At 74.5% G+C, this 19527-nt stretch carries 19 protein-coding genes and 1 riboswitch; of the genes, 12 read left to right on the top strand and 7 right to left on the bottom strand.

The features are described from left to right. Positions 1-17: 17 nt before the first annotated feature. From ACI79Q_RS01995 to ACI79Q_RS01985, 3 genes are read left to right on the top strand one after another with little or no spacing between them, the layout of a single operon-like run. Complete coding sequence (locus tag ACI79Q_RS01995; RefSeq protein ID WP_456614051.1) at positions 18-2960, top strand: alpha/beta fold hydrolase; 2943 nt, start codon at positions 18-20, stop codon at positions 2958-2960. Further along, positions 2957-3847, top strand: coding sequence for an ABC transporter permease (locus tag ACI79Q_RS01990; RefSeq protein ID WP_456614050.1), 891 nt, complete (start codon positions 2957-2959; stop codon positions 3845-3847). Before ACI79Q_RS01995 ends, ACI79Q_RS01990 begins: the two co-directional genes overlap by 4 nt. Before the next feature lie 41 nt (positions 3848-3888). Then, the gene (locus ACI79Q_RS01985; RefSeq protein ID WP_456588096.1) at positions 3889-4065 is read left to right on the top strand and encodes a hypothetical protein; all 177 of its coding nucleotides are present in this window, start codon (positions 3889-3891) and stop codon (positions 4063-4065) included. A gap of 4 nt (positions 4066-4069) precedes the next feature. Here the strand turns inward: ACI79Q_RS01985 and ACI79Q_RS01980 are convergent, their stop codons facing one another. Continuing rightward, positions 4070-4891 (bottom strand): HAD family hydrolase, encoded by an 822-nt coding sequence (locus tag ACI79Q_RS01980; RefSeq protein ID WP_456614049.1) that lies wholly within the window; start codon positions 4889-4891, stop codon positions 4070-4072. 58 nt (positions 4892-4949) lie between these two features. Next, positions 4950-5078: riboswitch (SAM riboswitch) on the top strand. A 12-nt stretch (positions 5079-5090) separates the two neighbouring features. Here ACI79Q_RS01980 and thrC point away from each other — a divergent pair. The 3 genes from thrC to groL all read left to right on the top strand — a co-directional run bounded on the left by thrC (position 5091) and on the right by groL (position 8752). Continuing rightward, on the top strand, positions 5091-6392 hold the full coding sequence (gene thrC, locus ACI79Q_RS01975; protein ID WP_456614048.1) for a threonine synthase: 1302 nt from the start codon (positions 5091-5093) through the stop codon (positions 6390-6392). 226 nt (positions 6393-6618) lie between these two features. After that, entirely contained in the window at positions 6619-6819 is a 201-nt protein-coding gene (locus ACI79Q_RS01970; RefSeq protein WP_456588093.1) for a cold-shock protein, read from the top strand. A gap of 301 nt (positions 6820-7120) precedes the next feature. Beyond that, entirely contained in the window at positions 7121-8752 is a 1632-nt protein-coding gene (groL, locus tag ACI79Q_RS01965; RefSeq protein WP_456588092.1) for a chaperonin GroEL, read from the top strand. Between the two features lie 118 nt (positions 8753-8870). Here groL and ACI79Q_RS01960 read toward each other — a convergent pair whose 3' ends face one another. After that, positions 8871-9254, bottom strand: coding sequence for a VOC family protein (locus ACI79Q_RS01960; protein ID WP_456588091.1), 384 nt, complete (start codon positions 9252-9254; stop codon positions 8871-8873). Here ACI79Q_RS01960 and ACI79Q_RS01955 point away from each other — a divergent pair. Beyond that, entirely contained in the window at positions 9253-10077 is an 825-nt protein-coding gene (locus tag ACI79Q_RS01955; RefSeq protein WP_456614047.1) for a DUF72 domain-containing protein, read from the top strand. The genes ACI79Q_RS01960 and ACI79Q_RS01955 overlap by 2 nt on opposite strands. A 9-nt stretch (positions 10078-10086) precedes the next feature. Here the strand turns inward: ACI79Q_RS01955 and ACI79Q_RS01950 are convergent, their stop codons facing one another. The 3 genes from ACI79Q_RS01950 to ACI79Q_RS01940 form a co-directional block, all read right to left on the bottom strand. Beyond that, positions 10087-10767, bottom strand: coding sequence for a hypothetical protein (locus ACI79Q_RS01950; protein ID WP_456614046.1), 681 nt, complete (start codon positions 10765-10767; stop codon positions 10087-10089). 107 nt (positions 10768-10874) lie between these two features. Continuing rightward, entirely contained in the window at positions 10875-11696 is an 822-nt protein-coding gene (locus tag ACI79Q_RS01945; protein ID WP_456595870.1) for an SDR family oxidoreductase, read from the bottom strand. A 5-nt stretch (positions 11697-11701) separates the two neighbouring features. After that, a complete protein-coding gene (locus tag ACI79Q_RS01940; RefSeq protein WP_456588087.1) occupies positions 11702-12697 on the bottom strand; it encodes a Gfo/Idh/MocA family protein in 996 nt (331 codons plus the stop codon). Between the two features lie 38 nt (positions 12698-12735). On the opposite strand from ACI79Q_RS01940, the gene ACI79Q_RS01935 reads away from it, so the two are divergent. After that, positions 12736-13011 carry a DUF4031 domain-containing protein gene (locus ACI79Q_RS01935; RefSeq protein WP_456588086.1) on the top strand — a complete coding sequence of 92 codons (276 nt, stop codon included), beginning with the start codon at positions 12736-12738 and terminating at the stop codon, positions 13009-13011. Here ACI79Q_RS01935 and ACI79Q_RS01930 read toward each other — a convergent pair. Continuing rightward, positions 12953-13609 (bottom strand): HD domain-containing protein, encoded by a 657-nt coding sequence (locus tag ACI79Q_RS01930; RefSeq protein ID WP_456588085.1) that lies wholly within the window; start codon positions 13607-13609, stop codon positions 12953-12955. The two genes, ACI79Q_RS01935 and ACI79Q_RS01930, sit on opposite strands and share 59 nt — an antisense overlap. Continuing rightward, positions 13606-14871: an ArgE/DapE family deacylase gene (locus ACI79Q_RS01925; protein ID WP_456614045.1), complete on the bottom strand. Its 1266-nt coding sequence runs from the start codon at positions 14869-14871 to the stop codon at positions 13606-13608. Before ACI79Q_RS01925 ends, ACI79Q_RS01930 begins: the two co-directional genes overlap by 4 nt. 60 nt (positions 14872-14931) lie before the next feature. Between ACI79Q_RS01925 and ACI79Q_RS01920 the strand changes: the two genes are divergently transcribed. The 4 genes from ACI79Q_RS01920 (at position 14932) to ACI79Q_RS01905 (ending at position 19517) form a co-directional block, all read left to right on the top strand. Next, positions 14932-15672 (top strand): phospholipid scramblase-related protein, encoded by a 741-nt coding sequence (locus tag ACI79Q_RS01920; protein ID WP_456599088.1) that lies wholly within the window; start codon positions 14932-14934, stop codon positions 15670-15672. A gap of 340 nt (positions 15673-16012) precedes the next feature. After that, positions 16013-16144 carry a hypothetical protein gene (locus ACI79Q_RS01915; RefSeq protein WP_456588082.1) on the top strand — a complete coding sequence of 44 codons (132 nt, stop codon included), beginning with the start codon at positions 16013-16015 and terminating at the stop codon, positions 16142-16144. A gap of 53 nt (positions 16145-16197) precedes the next feature. After that, positions 16198-19197, top strand: coding sequence for a helix-turn-helix transcriptional regulator (locus tag ACI79Q_RS01910; protein ID WP_456614044.1), 3000 nt, complete (start codon positions 16198-16200; stop codon positions 19195-19197). A gap of 65 nt (positions 19198-19262) precedes the next feature. After that, on the top strand, positions 19263-19517 hold the full coding sequence (locus ACI79Q_RS01905) for a hypothetical protein (protein WP_456599090.1): 255 nt from the start codon (positions 19263-19265) through the stop codon (positions 19515-19517). Positions 19518-19527 lie beyond the last annotated feature (10 nt).

The following is a 19527-nucleotide window of genomic DNA, read 5'->3' as shown; positions in this document are numbered from 1 at the left end:
CGGCCGTTGGGGGCAGCGTGCGTCCCCTCCGAGGGCCCGCGCGTCCCCGCTCGCGCCCTCGTGCGCGGGCCGCGGCCGCCGCCCTGCTCGCCCTCGCCCTGCCCGCCGGCCTCGTCCTCGCGTCCCCGGCGGGCGCCGCCGAGGTGCGCACCGAGGAGCTCCGGGTCCCCTCTGGCTCGGGGGAGGACGCCGTCGAGCTCGACACCACGCTGTACCTGCCGGGCGGCGACGACCCGGCGCCGGCGGTCGTGCTCGCGCACGGCTTCGGTGGCAGCAAGCGCTCCGTGGCCGAGGATGCGGCCGACCTGGCCGAGCGCGGCTACGTCGTCCTCACCTACTCGGCTCGGGGCTTCGGTGCGAGCACCGGGCGGATCGGGCTCAACGACCCGCGCTACGAGATCGCCGACCTCTCCACGCTGCTCGACCTGCTGGCCGCCCGCGACGAGGTCGAGCTGGACGCCGAGGGCGACCCGCGGGTCGGGGTCGCCGGCGCCTCCTACGGCGGGGCGCTGGCGCTGCTGGGCGCCGCCTACGACGAGCGGGTCGACGCGATCGCCCCGCAGATCACCTGGAACTCCCTCACCGCCGCGCTGTTCCCCTCCCAGACCGGCGACCTCGACGCCGGCACCGTGGCCGCGACACCGCAGCCGGAGGCGGCCGGCGTCTACAAGCGCCTGTGGGCCGGGCTCTTCTTCGGCATCGGTTCCGCCTCCGGGGGGCTGCTCGACTCCCTCGGGGGTGCCGGCCAGGCCGGCGGCGACGAGGGCCTCGACGGCGAGGCGGTGGGCGGCGGCACCGTCGCGGCGCCGGCCCCCGCCGGCCCGCCCGCGCTCCCGCCCGAGCTGCTCGAGCAGGCCGCCGAGAACCCCGAGGCCGCCGAGCAGCTGCTCACCTGCGGCCGGTTCAGCGTCGATGTGTGCCAGGCCTACCAGGCGGCCGCGGCCTCCGGAACCCTCACCCCGGAGGTCGCCGCGGTGCTCGACCGCAGCAGCCCGGCGGGTGTGCTGGACCGCATCGACGTCCCCACCCTGCTGGTGCAGGGCACGCAGGACTCGCTCTTCGGCCTCGGCCAGGCCGACGCCAACGCCCGCGGCATCGCCGCCGACGGCACCCCGGTCAAGGTGGTCTGGTACTCCGGTGGGCACGACGCCTCGGGGTCGGACCGGCAGCGGGAGTCGCTGCGCGCGGCCGTGGCCGGCTGGTTCGACCGGCACCTGCGGGGGCAGGGCGACGCCCCGGGCACGGGCTTCGAGTTCCCCGCGCCCACCGGCCTGGGTGCCACCGTCGGCCGCGTCCAGGGCGGCGGCCAGACCGTCGTCGCCGACGCCTATCCGGGCCTCGACGGCGCCGAGCCGGCCGAGCGTCGCGCCGTGACCGTCGAGGGACCCGTGCAGCCGGTGGTCACCCCGGCCGGCGGCACCCCCGCGTCCCTCACCACTGTCCCGGGTCTGGGCGCCCTGACGTCGGCGCTCGGCGGGACCACCGCGGAGATCCCCGGCCAGTACGCCGTCTTCGACAGTGCCCCGCTCGACGCCCCGGTCGAGGTCGTGGGCGCCTCGACGGTCGACCTCGCGGTCGCCTCGCCTAGCGGCAGCGCCACCCTGTTCGCCAAGCTCTACGACGTCGGGCCCGACGGCGCGACGACGCTGCCGGGCGGCCTGGTCGCGCCCCTGGCGCTTCCCGACGTCTCCACCGACCCCACCGCCCCGACGCGCGTGAGCGTGACCCTGCCCGCGATCGTGCACCGGTTCGAGGCGGGCCACACCATGCGCGTGCTGGTGTCCTCCACCGACCAGGCGTACGCGCTGCCCGCCGAGTCGGCCGTCTACTCGGTGGGCCTCGCCTCGCCCGGCGCCGCCGACGGCGTGGCCGCGGGCGAGGCGCAGCTCGCCGCACCGACGGTTTCCGGCGAGAGCGGGGCAGCGACCGGTGCCTCGCGCTGGTGGGTGCTGCTGGGCCTCCTCGCGGGGCTTGGCCTGCTCGGCTGGCTGGCCGGCCTGTGGTGGGGCCGGCGTCGTCAGCGGCAGCTGTCCAGCGTCGAGCCCGACGGCGAGGACGTCCCCCTGCGCTTCGAGGGCGTGACGAAGGCCTACAAGGACGGCTTCGTCGCGGTGCGCGACCTGTCGTTCGAGGTGCGCCGCGGGCAGGTGCTCGGCCTGCTCGGGCCGAACGGCGCCGGCAAGACCACGTCGCTGCGGATGTTGATGGGCCTCATCCGGCCCACGGACGGGCGGATCAGCGTCTTCGGGCACGCTGCCGGCCCCGGTGCCCCGGTGCTGTCGCGGCTGGGTTCCTTCGTGGAGGGCACCGGGCTGCAGCCGCACCTGTCCGGCCGCGACAACCTCACCCTGTACTGGGCCGCCACCGGCCGGCCGGCCGAGGACGCGCACATGGACGAGGCCATCGAGGTCGCCGGGCTCGGCGCCGCCATCGACCGGCCGGTGCGCCGGTACAGCCAGGGCATGCGCCAGCGGGTCGCCATCGCCCAGGCGATGCTGGGCCTGCCCGACCTGCTGGTCCTCGACGAACCGACCAACGGGCTCGACCCGCCGCAGATCCACGCGATGCGCGACGTGCTGCGCTCCTACGCGGCCACCGGGCGCACCGTGATCGTCTCCAGCCACCTGCTCAGCGAGATCGAGCAGACCTGCAGCCACGTGGTGGTCATGGCCAAGGGCCAGAAGATCGTGCAGGGCACGGTGGAGGAGATCGTCGGCACCGGTGGCTCGGTGCTCGTGGGCCTGGCCGACGACGCCGACACCGACCGGGCGATCGCCGTCCTCTCGTCGCTGCCCGGGGTCACCGGCGCGCGCGGCGACGACGGCCTGGTCGCCGAGCTGGACGGCGCCCGCCGCGCCGACGTGCTGCAGGCGCTGGTGTCCGCCGGTATCGCCGTCGAGCAGTTCACGCCGCGACGACGCCTGGAGGACGCCTTCCTGGCCCTGGTGGGGGAGTCATGAGCACGACCAGTCGATCCGTGGACTCCGAGCACGTGCAGTCGACCGGCGCGGTCGCCGGCTACCGGCCGGAGCGGACGCTCCGGCTGTCGGTGGAGCTGCGCCGGCAGTTCAAGCGCCGCCGCACGATCGGCGTGTTCGCGCTCATGGTGGCGCTCCCGCTGGTGCTCATCGCCGCCCTCCAGCTGGGCGCCAGCGAGGAGGCGGCGGAGAACAACCGGATCAACCTGGTCGACGTCGCGACGGCGAGCGGGCTGAACTTCACCCTGTTCGTGCTGTTCGCGACGACCAGCTTCTTCCTCGTGGTGGTCTACGCGCTCTTCTTCGGCGACACCGTGGCCGTCGAGGCGCAGTGGGGCTCGCTGCGGTACGCCCTGGCCACGCCGGTCCCGCGGATGCGGCTGCTGCGGCAGAAGTGGCTGGCCGCCCTCGTGCAGTCGGTGGCGGCGCTGCTCACGCTCGCCGCGGTCGCGGTGGTCGCCGGTGGGATCGCGTTCGGCTTCGACGACATCCGGACGCCGGTCGGGGTGGGGATCGACCAGGGCGAGGGCATGCTGCGGCTGGCCGGGATGCTCGGCTACCTGGCCATCCACCTGCTCGTCGTCGGCGCGCTGGCGTTCTGGTTCTCCACCATCACCGACGCACCGCTGGCGGCGGTCGGTGGCGCGGTGTTCACCATGTTCGTCTTCGCCATCCTCGACCAGGTGGAGCAGCTCGGGTCGATCCGCGACTGGTTCCCGACGGCGGAGGAGTTCGCCTGGACCGACCTGCTGCAGACGCCGGTCGACGACGGCGACCTGTTCCGCGGCGTGATCCAGTCGCTGGTCTACATCGCCGTCTTCACCGCACTCGGCTTCCGCCACTTCGCCCGCCGCGACGTCACCAGCTGACCCCCTGCCCGCGAGGCCGTCGCCGACGTAGCTTGTCCTGCATGAGCGGACTGTGGGGTCTCGTGGCCGGGGTCGTCTGCTTCGTCGTCCTGCTCCTGCTGTTGCCACTGCTCGGCGCGATCGGCTCCGTCGAGCTGGTGGTCATCGTGCTGGTGGCCGTCCTCGTCGGTGTGCTGGTCGCCGGACGGTCCCGTGCGGGGAGCGGCGGGAGCAGCTGAGCGCTCACAGGGACGCGCGTACCGCCTGGGCCCAGCCCTCGCCCATGGGGGCATCGGTGACCGTCACGTTGGGGAGGGCGGAGAGCAGCTCGGCCATCCCGTCGACGGCGCCCCCGTTCGCGGTGATCCACAGTCGGCCCACCGCGGGCGCCATGTCCAGGTCGCTGACGCTGTCCCCGATCGCGACGGCATCGTCGGGGGAGAGGCCGCGCCGCTCCAGGTCCCAGGCGATCGCCGCGCCCTTGGAGATGCCGCGCGGCATCAGGTGGTAGACCCGCGGCGGCGCGGCGTCGTCGTCCAGGCCCATCCAGGACGCCGCAGGGATCGCGCCGTTGTCCTTGAGCGTCAGCCAGCCGGCGCCCCGCTCGGCCAGCCAGGCGTCGACGGCGAGGGCGTCGACCCGGCCGCGCAGCAGCGCATCGGTCGCGTGCGTGGCGTGCCACGGGGCGTGCCACTCCAGCCGCCGCGGGTGCGCGGCGATCAGCTCCTCGACGACGCCGAGCTCGCCCATCACGTCCATCGGCGTGCGGTCGCCGTACTCCTCCGGCAGCGCGCCCCGCAGCCGGTGGGTGGTCCGCCCGGATCCCCAGCCGATGGTGGCGCCGAGTTCGGCGATGGCGCCGTCGGCGGCGAAGATGCGCGCTGCCTCCACCACCTGCTCGTACGTCCGGCCGCTGACCAGCACCAACGCCACCTCGGCGCGGTGCAGGTCGAGCAGCGCGGCGGCCGGCCCGTCGGTCAGCTCCCGCCCGGCCGTGTGCCAGAAGGAGCCCCGCGGACCCACCATCGTGCCGTCGAGATCGGTGTAGACGACGCGCGCGCTCACCAGGCCATCCTGTCCGGCCGCTGGCCCCGGCTCGCGACTGGGTACAGTTCACGCCGTTCACTCATCCAGAGGGGCAGAGGGACACGGCCCGACGAAGCCCCGGCAACCGCCGCCTGCGCGCACGTGCAGCGGGAGGTGCCAATTCCGTCCCGCGCGGCTCGACGGCCCGCTGCGGGGAAGATGAGGAGGTAGTCGTCGCATGACCCTCACCGCTCCCGGATCCGTCCAGGCCGACTCCAGCGCCGGTGGCCCCGTCCCCCCGTGTCCCGCCCGCGGGCTCGTGTGCCGCAACTGCGGCGCCACGTTCGGGCTCATCGCCGAGCATGCCTGCGCCGAGTGCTTCGGGCCCCTGGAGGTCGACTACGACCCCGAGCTGATGAAGGCGGTCACCCGCGAGCAGATCGAGGCCGGGCCGCAGAACATCTGGCGCTACGTGGCCCTCCTGCCGGTGGGTCAGCACCCGGTCGACCGCGTCTCGCTGGACCCGGGCATGACCCCGCTGGTCCGCGCCGACCGGCTCGCCGCCGAGCTCGGCCTCACCGGCGGGCTGTGGGTGAAGGACGACTCGGCCAACCCCACCCACTCGTTCAAGGACCGCGTGGTCAGCCTCGCCGCGACCGCCGCCAAGGGGCTGGGGTACACGAAGATCGCCGCCGCCTCCACCGGCAACCTGGCCAACTCGGTGGCCGCGCACGCCGCCCGCGTCGGCCTGCCGTCGTTCGTCTTCATCCCGAGCGACCTGGAGCCCGGCAAGGTCGTCCAGTCGGCCGTCTACGGCCAGACCCTGGTCGCCGTCGACGGCTCCTACGACGACGTCAACCGGCTGACCAGCGAGCTCGCCGAGACCGACGAGTTCGAGGACACCGCCTTCGTCAACCAGAACGTCCGGCCCTACTACGCCGAGGGCTCCAAGACGATGGGCTACGAGATCGCCGAGCAGCTCGGCTGGCGGATCCCGGCCCAGGTCGTCATCCCCATGGCGTCGGGCTCGCTGCTCACCAAGGTGGACAAGGCCTTCCGCGAGCTCAGTGCCGCGGGCATCGTCGAGGCGACCGAGTGGACGATCTTCGGTGCGCAGTCGGCCGGCTGCGACCCGATCGCCACCGCCTTCGACAACGGGTGGGACGTCGTGAAGCCGGTGAAGCCCACCGGCATCGCCAAGTCGCTGAACATCGGCAACCCGGCCGACGGCCCCTACGCGCTCGACGCGATCCGCCGCACCGGCGGCTCGGTCGCCCGGGTCGGGGACGACGAGATCGTCCAGGGCATCCGCGACCTCGCCCGTACGACCGGCGTCTTCGCCGAGACCGCGGGCGGGGTGACCGTCGCCGTCCTGCGCAAGCTGGTGGAGGGCGGCCAGCTGGACCCGGCCAAGGAGACCGTCGTCCTCAACACCGGGGAGGGCCTGAAGACCCTCGACCCGCTGGAGCCGGTCGTCGGTCCCACGCACCGGGTCGAGCCGTCGCTGAAGTCGGTGCGGGCGGCCGGTCTCATCGGCTGAGCGGTCCGTCCGGCGGGGGGCGTAGAGTCCCCGTCGGTTCCCCGGTCCGGGCGACGTCGTCGCCGGATCCGGGTGCGTCGTGCGCGCGTGGGGCTGTCACCTGCGCTTCTCTGCTGTACCGTCTCGCGCGGTTCGAGTTCCACGTTCGTGTTCGGCGGGCGGAAGAGCGAGACCCCGCCACATCGAGAGCGATGGGGCGCCGCACGCACGAAACGTGGGAGCACACGTGGCACAGGGCACCGTGAAGTGGTTCAACGCCGAGAAGGGTTTCGGCTTCATCGCCGTCGACGGCGGCGAGGACGTCTTCGTCCACTACTCGTCCATCCAGATGGACGGGTACAAGAGCCTCGACGAGGGGCAGCGGGTCGAGTTCGAGGTCGTCCAGGGCGCCAAGGGCCCCCAGGCCGACGCCGTCCGCAGCGCCTGAGAACCACTCGGCAACACCGGCCGAGGCCCGGTTCCCCACGGGGGACCGGGCCTCGGTCGTTCCCGGGGCCGCGCCGGCCACGGTGAGAACCCCCTGGAAGGGGGGAAGCGACCCCCGTTCTTGCACTCGCAGGGGTCGAGTGCCAAACTCGGTTCTGGCACTCAGGGCTCCTGAGTGCCAATCAGGTCGGAACGGTGAGGCACCGGTCCGTGGGCCGACGGAGCGTCCACGTCGCTGGTGTCGTCCGTCGCGGGCGCCGAACCCGGCCGTGCAGCGATCCATGCTCGGAGGACATCACCACATGGCCAAGATGATCGCGTTCAACGAAGAGGCGCGCCGCGGCCTCGAGCGAGGGATGAACACCCTCGCCGACGCCGTCAAGGTGACCCTCGGCCCCCGTGGCCGGAACGTCGTTCTTGAGAAGAAGTGGGGCGCGCCCACCATCACCAACGATGGTGTGAGCATCGCCAAGGAGATCGAGCTCGAGGACCCGTGGGAGAAGATCGGGGCCGAGCTCGTCAAGGAGGTCGCGAAGAAGACCGACGACGTCGCGGGTGACGGCACCACCACCGCCACCGTGCTCGCCCAGGCGCTCGTCCGCGAGGGTCTGCGCAACGTCGCCGCCGGCGCGAACCCGATGGCCCTGAAGAAGGGCATCGAGAAGGCCGTCGCCTCGGTCAGCGAGTACCTGCTCTCCACGGCCAAGGACGTCGAGACCAAGGAGCAGATCGCCGCCACCGCGTCGATCTCCGCCGCCGACCCCGCCATCGGTGAGCTCATCGCCGAGGCGATGGACAAGGTGGGCAAGGAAGGTGTCATCACCGTCGAGGAGAGCAACACCTTCGGCCTCGAGCTCGAGCTCACCGAGGGCATGCGCTTCGACAAGGGCTACATCTCGCCCTACTTCGTGACCGACACCGAGCGCATGGAGGCCGTCCTCGACGACCCGTACGTGCTCGTCGTCAACTCGAAGATCAGCTCGGTCAAGGACCTGCTCCCGCTGCTGGAGAAGGTCATGCAGTCGGGCAAGCCGCTGGCCATCATCAGCGAGGACGTCGAGGGCGAGGCCCTCGCGACCCTGGTCGTGAACAAGATCCGCGGCACCTTCAAGTCCGTCGCCGTCAAGGCCCCGGGCTTCGGTGACCGCCGCAAGGCCATGCTGGGCGACATCGCCATCCTCACCGGTGGCCAGGTCATCAGCGAGGAGGTCGGCCTCAAGCTCGACACCGCCGACCTCGAGCTGCTCGGCCGGGCCCGCAAGGTCGTCGTCACCAAGGACGAGACGACGATCGTCGAGGGTGCGGGTGACACCGACCAGATCCAGGGCCGGGTCAACCAGATCCGCAGCGAGATCGAGCGGTCGGACTCCGACTACGACCGGGAGAAGCTGCAGGAGCGCCTGGCCAAGCTGGCCGGTGGCGTCGCCGTCATCAAGGCCGGCGCCGCGACCGAGGTCGAGCTCAAGGAGCGCAAGCACCGCATCGAGGACGCGGTGCGCAACGCCAAGGCCGCCGTCGAGGAGGGCATCGTCGCCGGTGGTGGCGTCGCTCTCGCGCAGGCCACGGCCGTCGCGTTCGACAAGCTCGAGCTCGAGGGTGACGAGGCGACCGGTGCCAACATCGTGCGCGTCGCGCTCGAGGCGCCGCTGAAGCAGATCGCCATCAACGCCGGCCTCGAGGGCGGCGTCGTGGCGGAGAAGGTGCGCAACTCGGAGACCGGCTGGGGCCTCAACGCCGCCACCGGCGAGTACGTGGACCTGGTCGCGGCCGGCATCATCGACCCGGCCAAGGTCACCCGCTCGGCGCTGCAGAACGCCGCCTCCATCGCGGCGCTCTTCCTCACCACCGAGGCCGTCATCGCCGACAAGCCGGAGAAGGCCGCTGCGGCCGCTCCGGGTGGCGACATGGGCGGCATGGGCGGCATGGACTTCTGAGTCCGCCCGCTCCTCGCTGAGGAGCACTGCACCACCAGCACTGCCCGGCAGGGGCGGTCCGCTTCCGAGCGGGCCGCCCCTGTCGGCGTCCGGGGCGCCCTCGCCGCGGAAGCTCAGCTCACTCGGGGGCGAAGACGCAGAACTCGTTGCCCTCGGGGTCGGCGAGGACGCTCCACTCGATCTCGTCATCCTGCTCCCGCACCATCCGCGCACCCGCCGCGATGAGCGGCCACGTCTCACCGACGACGTCGAAGTGCATGCGGTTCTTGATGGTCTTCCGCTCGGGCACCGGGACGATCCACACCAGCGGTCCCTCGCCGGCCGGGTCGACGATCGGGATCGGCCAGTCGTGCGGGCGCGGCTCGTCGTCCTCCGGGTTCTCGGCGTCCTCGAGGGAGTCGCGCCGCACGTAGCCGATGGCGGCGCACCACCAGTCGGCGAGCGCGTGGTGGTCGTTGGCGTCGAGGCAGAGGTCCTTGAAGCGCGCGGGTGCGTCAGCCATGACCGCGGAGGGTAGGCGGCTGTCCGTGGCCGTGATCATCGGGACGTCGGGGTGGCAGTACCGCGACTGGCGGGGCGCCTTCTACCCGCCGAAGCTCCCGCAGCGGCTGTGGCTGGAGCACTACGTGCAGCACTTCGCCACCGTGGAGAGCAACAACGCCTTCTACCGGCTGCCGGAGCACGAGACGTTCGTGAAGTGGCGGGAGCGCACCCCGCCGGACTTCCGGTGGGCGGTCAAGGCCAGCCGGTTCCTCACCCACATCAAGCGGCTGCGCGAGCCGGAGGAGCCGGTGGCGCGGCTGATGGGCCGGGCGGAGGGGCTGGCGGGGAAGCTCGACACGATCCTGCTGCAGCTGCCGCCGACGCTGAAGGCCGACCCCGAGCTGCTGCGCGAGTGCCTGGCGCAGTTCCCGGCCGGTACCCGGGTGGCCGTGGAGCCGCGGCACGAGTCGTGGTGGACCGACGAGGTGCGGGCCCTGCTCGAGCGCTACGGCGCCGCGCTGTGCTGGGCCGACCGGGACGAGCAGCCGATCGCGCCGCTCTGGCGCACCACGGACTGGGGCTATCTGCGCTTCCACCACGGCTTCGAGGGCTGGGGCTACCGCGCCGAGACCCTGCAGCTGTGGGCCGAGCGGATCGCGACCACCTACGGCGACGCGGACGTCCTCGTCTACTTCAACAACGACCCGGGCTGCGCCGCGGTCATCGACGCCGTCCGTTTCGCCGAGTGCGTCCGCCGCGCCGGGGGGACTCCGACCCGCGTTCCCACGGCCGACCAGGCGACCGGCCTGGCCTGGGCGCCGGTGGAGGTCCCCCCGGTCTGACCGCGTGGGTCAGTTGCCGCCGCGCCCCTGGTTCTTCGGGCCCTGGTCGGCGGGCTTCCCGGTGGCCGCACCGGCGGTCTCCTCGGGCTCGGCGACGGTCTCCTCGACCGGGGCGGTGGCGGCGCGAGCGGCCTTCGCGGCGTCGCGGGCGGCCTTCTCCGCGTCCCGGGCCGCGTCGCGGGCGGCCTTCTCGGCGTCGTGGGCCGCCTGACGGGCCTGGGCCGCCTGCAGCGCCCCCTGCGCGTGCTCGTTCGCGTGGGCGATGGCGTTGTCCAGGCCGCGGGCGCCCGTCTGCTCCTCGGTGGCCTCGTCCTCGGCGGCCTCTTCCTCGACGACCTCGTTCTCGGTGGCCTCGTCCTCGGTGGCCTCGTCCTCGGTGGCCTCTTCCTCGACGACCTCGTCGTCGGTGGCCTCGTCCTCGGTCGTCACGGGGTCGCCCTCGGTGTCGCCGACGGGCGCATCGGTCTCGGTCTCGGTCTCGGTCGAGAGCTCGGACTCCGGCAGGTCGAACGGCGTCACCGTCTCGACCGTGCTCGCCACGGCGTCCTGCACCGGCGCCGGGAGGACACCGACGGCGCCCGCGCCGGTCACGCCGGCGGTGGCGATGCCGACACCGGTCGCCACCTGGGCGACGGTGCTGGCACCGGCGAACTTCGCGGCCAGTGCGGCCAGACCTTCGAGCAGAGCCATGGACGTTCGTATCCCCTCGGGGCGGACGGCCGTCGGTACGGCCGTTCCCGTTCCACATCGGCAGGCTCCGGCGACTGCTGCAGCCGAGCCACCCGGTCGGGGGACGGTCAGCTGCCCGCCGGCACCCCGTCGGCGAGGTGCTCGGCGAACGTCCGCGGCGGCCGGCCGAGCAGCGTCGTCAGCACCCGCGGGCTGCCGGTGAAGCCGTGCTCCCGGTACCAGTCGAACATCGTGGTGCGGCAGCGCCCGGCGTAGCTCCCGTCGTCCTCGGCGTGCACGTCGACCGCGGTGACCGGCCGCCCGGAGCGCCCGGTGAGCAGCGCCGCGACGTCGGGGGCGGTGAGCTCCTCGGGGCCGACGGCCTCGAAGGTGCCGCTGTCCAGGCCGTCCTCGGTGAGGAGGACCGCAGCGGCGTCGGCGACGTCGCGGAGGTCGACGAAGGACTGCGCCTGCTGCAACCCCCACGGGCTGGGCAGCTCACCGGTCGCGGTCGCCGTTCCGATCGCGCCGTCGAGGTTGGCGGCGTACGCGCAGGGCTGCAGCACCCGCCACCGCGCGGCCGTGCCGGCGACGGCGCCGTCCAGCGCCTCCTCCACGCGGTCCTTCGCGGCGTGGTGCGGCATCGCGCGGATCTGGGGCCGCAGCACCGAGTGGTAGACGAGCCGGCGGACGCCCGCGCGGGCGGCGGCGGTCAGCACGGCGGGGGCACCGGTCGCCTCGTCCGGGTCGAAGTTCGGCCAGATCAGGTACAGGGCGTCGGCGCCGGCGAGCGCGGCGGAGAGATCGCCGGTGAGGTCGCCGACGACCACCTCCGCGCCGTCGAGCTCCGGCCGCGGTCGACGGGACGCCACCACCGCGCGAACCTGCTCCCCGCGCGCCAGCAGTGCCCGGACGACGGCGGTGCCGGTGGCCCCACCCGCGGCGGTCACGACGATCACAGGACGTCGACCGCCTCGGCGTGCCGAACGCCCAGCTGGTCGGCGGCCTGGCCCAGCACGTCCTGGACGACGAGCGTGTCGGCCAGCGGCATCACGGCGCTCTCGGTCCGCCCGGCGCGCAGGCACTCGGTCACCTCGAGCAGCTCGTGCGCGTACCCGGCACCGGTCTGCGGCCGGGTGATCTCCTCCGGCTCGGCACCCGCGCGGTGCAGCACGATGGTCTGCGGGTGGTGGAAGCGGGGCACGACGTCGATCCAGCCCGTCGTCCCCACCACGCGCGCAGTCCCCGGCAGGGCGTACTTCAGCGACGTGGTGAGCGCGGCGTTGCGGCCGTCGTCCCAGCCGAGCAGGATCGCCGCCTCCGCGTCGGCGCCGGAGGGGAACAGCGAGCCGGTGGCGACGACGCGGTCGGGCGTGCCCAGCAGCATCTGGGCGAAGGAGACGACGTAGACGCCGAGGTCGAGCAGCGCGCCGCCGCCGAGCTCCAGGGCGAACAGCCGGTCGACCGGGTCGTACTCGCGCGCGACGCCCAGGTCGGCCTGCACCGAGCGCACCTCGCCGATCGCCCCGTCGGCCACCAGCTCGTTGAGCGCGACGACGGCCGGCTGGAAGCGGGTCCACATCGCCTCCATGACGAAGGTGCCCGTCCCGCGGGCCAGGTCGACGACCTCGGTGGCCCCGGCGGTGGTGGCGGTGAACGCCTTCTCCACGAGCAGCGCCTTCCCCGCGCGCAGGGCGCCCAGCGCGATCGCGTGGTGCTGCGGGTGCGGGGTGGCGAGGTAGAGGACGTCGACGTCGGGGTCGGCGAGGATCTCGGCGTAGGAGCCGTAGGCGCGCTCCAGGCCGTGCCGCGCGGCGAACCCGTCGGCCCGCTCCTGCGACCGGGATGCGACGGCGACCGCGCGGGCGCCCTCCACCACCGCGAAGTCCTCCACCACCTTCTCGGCGATGCGGCCCGGCCCGACGATTCCCCAGCGGATCTCGTTGCTCACCCGACAGACGCTAGCCGGGCCGGGCACACTGCTTCCTCGTGGCCGTGCTCATCGACAGCCCCGTGTGGCCCTGGCGGGGCCGGATGTGGTCGCACCTGGTCAGCGACGTCTCCTACGACGAGCTGCACGCGTTCGTCGCCGCCGAGCTGGGCATCCCGCGGCGCGCGTTCCAGGGTGACCACTACGACGTGCCTGCGGACCTCTACGACGCCGCCGTCGCCGCGGGCGCGCTGCCGGTGGGTTGCCGCGAGCTGCTCAGCCGTCTCCTGGCGGCGGGTCTGCGGCAGCGGAAGCGCGGGACCGCAGGAGCGTGAGCTCGGCGGTCAGGTTGGCGCGGGCGAGGGGTTCCCACTCCGCGGCGGCGGGGAGCCGGTAGAGGCGGGGCAGGCCGAGCAGCCGCTCCAGGACGGCGATCCGCCCGGCGGTGAACTCCTCGTCGGAGAGGTGCCCGTACTCGGCCCGCACCGCCGAGGCGTACCCCGCGTACGCGGCCGGGGGAGCGGCGAGCACGGCGAGGTCGGCGTCGCACAGGGCCGCGCCGTTGGCGTCCCCGGGTTCCGGGTCGTGCCCGGCCGTGAGCAGGACAAGCCGGGCCACCTCCTCGACCCGTTCCTCGGGCACCAGCCCCCGCAGCCCGGCGCGGGCGCGCTCGGCGCTGACCTGCTCGTTGTCCGGGCGCAGCGGGTCGTAGACGACGTCGTGGTACCAGGCGGCCAGGGCGACGGCGTCGGGGTCGGGGACGTCGGCGGAGAGCCGCTCGGCCAACCCGAGGACGGCGGCCAGGTGGGCGAGGTCGTGGTAGCGGCGGTGCGGCTCGCTCCAGGCGGCGACGAGCGCCGCCCACTCGGTGCGGGAGGTGGGGGAGTCCCCGGCGAGCGCCGCCCAGGCCTCGAACCCGACCGGGCCGCTCACCGGACCCCGCAGCTGCGCAGCGCCAGCAGGGCGAAGGCGCGGGCGGCGGTGACGAGTTCGGCGACGGGTACCCGCTCCTGCGGCCCATGGGCCAGGTGCAGGTCGCCGGGCCCGTAGTGCAGGGTCGGGATGCCCTCGGCCGCGTAGAGCCGCAGGTCGGTGCCCGCGGGGAGCGCCCGCTCGGGCGGGGGCGGCCCACCGGCGTCCACCACGGCCGCACGCACCGCCGGCAGCAGCGGGTGCCCGGCCGGCAGCTGACCGCTGGCGAACGCCCCTCCGGTCCACGTCAGCCGCACCGGGTGCGTGGCCAGCCAGGGGTGGGCGGCGCAGACCTCGGCGAGGCGGGTCTCCAGGGCCGCCCGCGCGGACTCCACCGGCTCGCCGATCCGCACGCCGTAGCGGCCCTCGGCGACCAGCCGGTCGGGCACCGAGCTCGCCCAGTCGCCGGCCTGCACCCGGCCGAGGGAGATGCCGTAGGGGAACCGGGCGTCGCCGAAGCGCGGATCGGCGTCCCGCTGCCGCTCGGCCTCGAATGCGAGCAGCGCGGCGTGCACGTGCGCGAACAGCTCCACCGCACTCACCCCGCGGTCGCGCATGGCGGCGTGCGCGGCGTGCCCGGTGATCTCCAGCCGGAAGGTGAGCGCCCCGGCGTGCGCCGTCACCACGGCCTGCGCCGTGGGTTCGGGGATGACGCACAGCTCGCCGGTGTGGCCGCGCCGCAGGGTGGCCCACGCGCCGAGACCGCCGTCCTCCTCGCCCACCACACCGTGCAGGGCGAGCGGCCGGGCCAGGCGCACCCCCGCCGTCCGCAGGGCGTGCACGGCGACCAGGCAGGCGGCGACGCCGGCCTTCATGTCGCAGGCCCCGCGCCCGTGCACCGCGCCGTCGGCGAACCGGGGGACGAACGGGTCGCCGCCCCACAGCCCGAGGTCGCCGGGCGGGACGACGTCGGTGTGGCCGGAGAGCACCAGCGCCGGGGTGCCGTCGCCGCCGAGCGTGCCGACGACGCCCCAGGCCTCGGTGCGCACCACCTCCTGCCCGGGGGCGCCGGGGGCGGTCGCGGCCTCGGCGAGGTCGATCGGCCAGCGGTCGACGTCGCAGCCGAGCTCGTCGAGCCAGCCGGCGAGCAGGTGCTGGACCTCGCTCTCGGCGGCCGTGCCGCCGACGGACGGGACGGCGATCAGCGCGCAGAGCCGCTCCACCGCCCACCGCTCGTCGACGGCGGCGAGGACCCGGGCCTCGACGTCGGTCAGGTCGGCCACGGTCGGAGTCTGGCACGCGGGTGCCGGGCGGTGCGGGGCAGCGGCGTTAGCGTGACCGCCGTGAGCCAACCCCCGCCGCCGCCCGGCTGGTACCCCGATCCCGCCGGCGGCCAGGGCACCCGCTGGTGGGACGGCCAGGGCTGGTCCGAGCACGTCCAGCAGGCCACGCCGTCGCCTCCGCCGCAGCAGCCACCGGGAGCAGGCCCCTCGCTGTACGACCAGCCGGTCCTGCTGGTGAACCAGAAGACCAAGCTGATCGAGCTCACCAACGAGTACGCCGTCCTCGACGGCAACGGTCAGCAGATCGGCGCCGTCGTGCAGGTGGGGCAGAGCTCGCTGAAGAAGGCGGTGCGGCTGGTCTCCAGCCTCGACCAGTTCCTCACCCACCGGCTGGAGGTGCGCGACGCGCGCGGGCCGGTGCTGGTGCTCACCCGACCGGCGAAGCTCATGCGCTCGCGGGTGGTCGTGGAGCGGCCCGACGGGACGCCCGTCGGCGAGATCGTGCAGGCCAACGTCTTCGGCCGGATCCGCTTCGACCTGGTGGCCGGCGGGCAGCTCGTGGGCGCGATCCAGGCGGAGAACTGGCGCGCCTGGGACTTCGCCGTCACCGACGCCGCCGGCGTCGAGGTCACGCGGATCACGAAGAAGTGGGAGGGGCTGGCCCGGACCATGTTCACCACGGCCGACCGCTACGTCGTCCTGGTGCACTACCGGTTGCCCGAGCCGCTGGCCAGCATGGTCATCGCCTCGGCGCTCACCGTCGACACGGCGCTGAAGCAGGACGAGCGCGGCTTCAACTGAAAATTGCCGCCGGGCGGGTGTCGCGCCGGGGAGCGCGGGTAGCCTCGAAGACGTCCGGGCCGGGTGCATCGTGCCCCCGGGTGCCATTTGGTTACGCCTTCACGGACTACCGCCCCGACCTCGGTCGGGGGCCTGGAGCCGTGTTGTGCTTTTCGCCGCGAGGCGGCCGTCATCCGGTCCGGACCTCATCCCCGATCGGCCCCACCTCAGGGTGGGGCCGATCGTCGTGAGGGGGCCTCAGCCCCGCCCGGCGCCGTGGGACTGCCCGGCCGACCGATGCCGCGCAGCACCCCTCAGCACGACCGTTCCTCCCGTCAGCACGGACGAGGAAGGGACGGCCATGACCATGCACTACCCGAACCCAGGCCTGGACGCGGAGCTCGCCTACCGCCGGGAGGTGCTCCAGGCGCTCAGCCGTGGCGCCCGCACCGGGCGCGGTCCGTGGATGCGCCGCCGGCGGCGTTCTCGCTGAGCGCAGCCGGTCGGAGCGGATCCGGGGGAGTCCTGTCGTCCCCGCGTGCCACGATGCCAGCCGTGTCACGTTGGGACGACGCCCCGCTGGTGGGCCGGGCCGAGGAGCTCGCCCGCCTGCTCGCGCACGTCGAACGGGCCGTCGCCGGCCGGGCGTGCGCAGCGCTGCTCGCCGGCGACGCCGGCGTGGGCAAGACCCGGCTGCTCGACGAGCTGGGCCGGCGGGCGGCCGAGCGCGGGCTGCGGGTGCTCACCGGGCACTGCGTCGACCTCGGCGACGTCGGCCTGCCCTACCTGCCGTTCGTCGACCTGCTGCGCCCGCTCGCGGCCGACCCGGAGCTCGCCCCCGCGACCCGGCACAACCCGGTCCTCACCGGCCTGGTCTCGGGTCGGCCGGGCGCCCCGGTGCCGGTGCCGCCGCCCGGCGAGGGGCAGGACCTCGGCCGCCCGCTGCCGCACCGGGCCGCGCCCCAGCCGGTCGACGACGGGCGGCTGCAGCTGTTCGAGTCGGTCGCCGGGCTGCTGTGCGAGGTCGCCGCCACCGGCCCGCTGCTCCTCGTGCTCGAGGACGTGCACTGGGCCGACCGCTCCAGCCGCGACCTGCTGCGCTACCTGCTGGCCCGGCTGGTCGAGGAGCCGATCGCCGTCGTCGTCTCCTACCGCGCCGACGACCTGCACCGCCGCCACCCGCTGCGCCCCCTGCTCGCCGAGCTGGTGCGGCTGCCCGGTGTGGAGCGCATCGACCTGGCGCCGCTCCCGGACGGCGCGGTGGGGGAGCTGGTGCGCACGCTCGCGGGGGCGACCGGCGGTATCGCGGAGAGCACCGTGGACGACGTCGTCGCCCGGGCCGAGGGCAACGCCTTCTACGCCGAGGAGCTGCTCGCCGCGGGCCTGCAGGGCGAGGCGCTGCCGCTGGCGCTGGCCGACGTGCTGCTGGCCCGGGTCGAGCAGCGCTCCCCGGCGGCGCAGCGGGTGCTGCGGGTGGCCGCGGTCGCCGGGCGCCAGGTGCGCCACGAACTGGTCGCCGCGATCGGCGAGCTGGCGCCCGACGAGCTCGACCGGGCGCTCGCCGAGGTCGTGCACCACCACCTCCTCGTCGTCTCCGACGACGGCCGCTACCGCTTCCGGCACGCGCTGCTGCGCGAGGCCGTGCTGGCCGACCTCCTGCCGGGGGAGCGGGTGCGGCTGCACGCGGCGATCGCCGGCTACCTGGGCGCCCACCCCGACGCCGGCACCGCCGCCGAGCGCGCCCACCACGCGCGGGAGAGCAACGACCTGCCGGGTGCGTTCAGCGCCTCGCTGGAGGCCGCCGTCGCCGCCTGCTGCGTGGGCGCCCCGGCCGAGCAGCTGCAGCACCTGGAGGCGGCGCTCGCCCTGTGGCCGGCGGTCGCCGACGCGGCGGCGCGGGCCGGCCGCGACCAGGTGGCGCTGCTGGTGGAGACGGCCGCCGCCGCCCGCACCGCGGGCGAGCTGCACCGCGCGGTGGCACTGCTCCGCGCGGCGCTGGAACTGGTGGGGCCCGACGGCGACCCGGTGACGCGGGCCCGCCTGCACTACACGCTCGCGCAGGCGCTGGTCCGGCTCGACGACCACACCGGCGGGCACCGCGAGAGCAGCGCCGCCATGGCCCTGGTGCCGGCCGACCCGCCGTCGGAGGTGCGCACCTGGGCGGCGGCCACGCATGCGCGTATGTGCTTCGCCCTGAACCTGCTCGCCGAGGGCGACGCGGCCGCGGAGGAGGCGCTCGCGGCGGCCGACGTCCTGGGGCTGGACGGTGCGTGGTCGGACACCGCCGTCTCGCAGGTGCGCTCCCGCCCGGCCGCGGACGTCGAGGCGGTGCGGCGTCGCCTGAGCGAGGCGCTGGAGCGTGCCCGGCGCTCCGGTGACGTGGACGTGGAGATGCGGGCCTGGTTCAACCTCGCCATCGACCGGTTCGAGGCCGGCGACGTGGCGGGCTCGCTGGCGCTGACCGAGCAGGCGACCGAGCGGGCCCGGGGGCTGGGCGTCGAGTGGGCCACCTACCCGGCCGGGCTGCGGCACCTGCGGGTGACGGCGCTCTACACGGCGGGGGAGTGGGACGCCAGCCTGGCCGAGGCCGACCTGCTCGCCCGGGTGCCGGAGATGGCGGCGCACGTGCGTGCCGCCGCGCTGCTCGTGCTGGTCGGCCGGGGCGACCCGGCGGCACGGGACCGGCTGGCGTGGGCACGGTCGCTGGTCGAGCGGTCGAACACCCACTTCCTGCTCTCGCTGGTCACGGGGGCGGCCGAGATCGACCTGGCCGGCTGGGCGGGCGACCCGGAGACCGCCGTCGCCGTCGCCGTGGCCACCAGCGCCCGGCTGCGCCAGGTGTGGCCGTTCGACCACCTCGGGGTGCTGCGGCTGGTCGCCACCGCGCTGGGTGCGGCCGCCGACGCGGCCTGCGCGGCCGGCCTGGCGGGGGATCACGCCACCGCCGACGGCTGGGTGCGCCGCGGTGAGGAGCTGGTGGGGATCGCCCGCTCGGCGGTCGAGGTGTTCGAGCGCTCGGTGGGCGGGATGGGCGTCGAGGGCCTGGCCTGGCAGGCGCGGGCGCACGCGGAGCAGGCGCGGCTGGCGGGGAAGGCCGCGCCGGAGCTGTGGCAGGCGGCGGTCGAGGCGTTCGGCTACGGGCACGTGTACGAGGAGGCGAGGTCGCGGTGGCGGCTGGCCGAGGCGCTGCTGGCCACCGACGACCGGGCCGGGGCCGCGGTCGAGGCGCGCGCCGCGCACGAGGTCGCCGTCCGGCTGGGTGCCGCGCCGCTGCGCACGGCGGTCGAGGCGCTGGTCCGGCGGGGCCGGCTCGACGTCCCCGGCGTCCGGCTGGTGGACGTCTCCACGGTGCTCACCCCGCGTGAGCAGTCGGTGCTCGCGCTGCTGGCGAAGGGACGCACCAACCGGCAGATCGGTGCGGAGCTCTACATCAGCGAGAAGACCGCGAGCGTGCACGTCAGCAACATCCTGGCCAAGCTCGGCGCGGGCGGCCGCACCGAAGCGGTCGCGATCGCCGCGGCCCGCGGTCTCCTGGTCGACGGGTGATGTTCCACGTCACCTCGTCGCGGAACCGGGCGTCGATCCAGGCCCACGGCCTGGACTGGCGGCGGATGGGCGATACCCCGGGGATCGCGGGCAGCCCGGTGCCGGAGCAGGAAGGCTGCTTCCTCGCCCCCGACGAGTGGACGGCGGACTACTTCGTCGCCATGAACAACACCGGCGGTCCGGTCGACGTCTGGGCCGTGGAGGACGTCGACCCCGCGGACTTGCTGACCTCGGGGGAGGGATACGAGTACTTCCCAGGCGTGATCCCGCCGGAGCGCCTCCGGCTCGTCCGGACGGACGTGCCCCCGGTCGAGAGCTGAGCGGTCCGCG

This window comes from Blastococcus sp. SYSU DS0828 (assembly GCF_054050975.1).
Note: the sequence above shows the minus strand (reverse complement) of the source record. Positions and strands in the feature narration are given on the sequence as shown.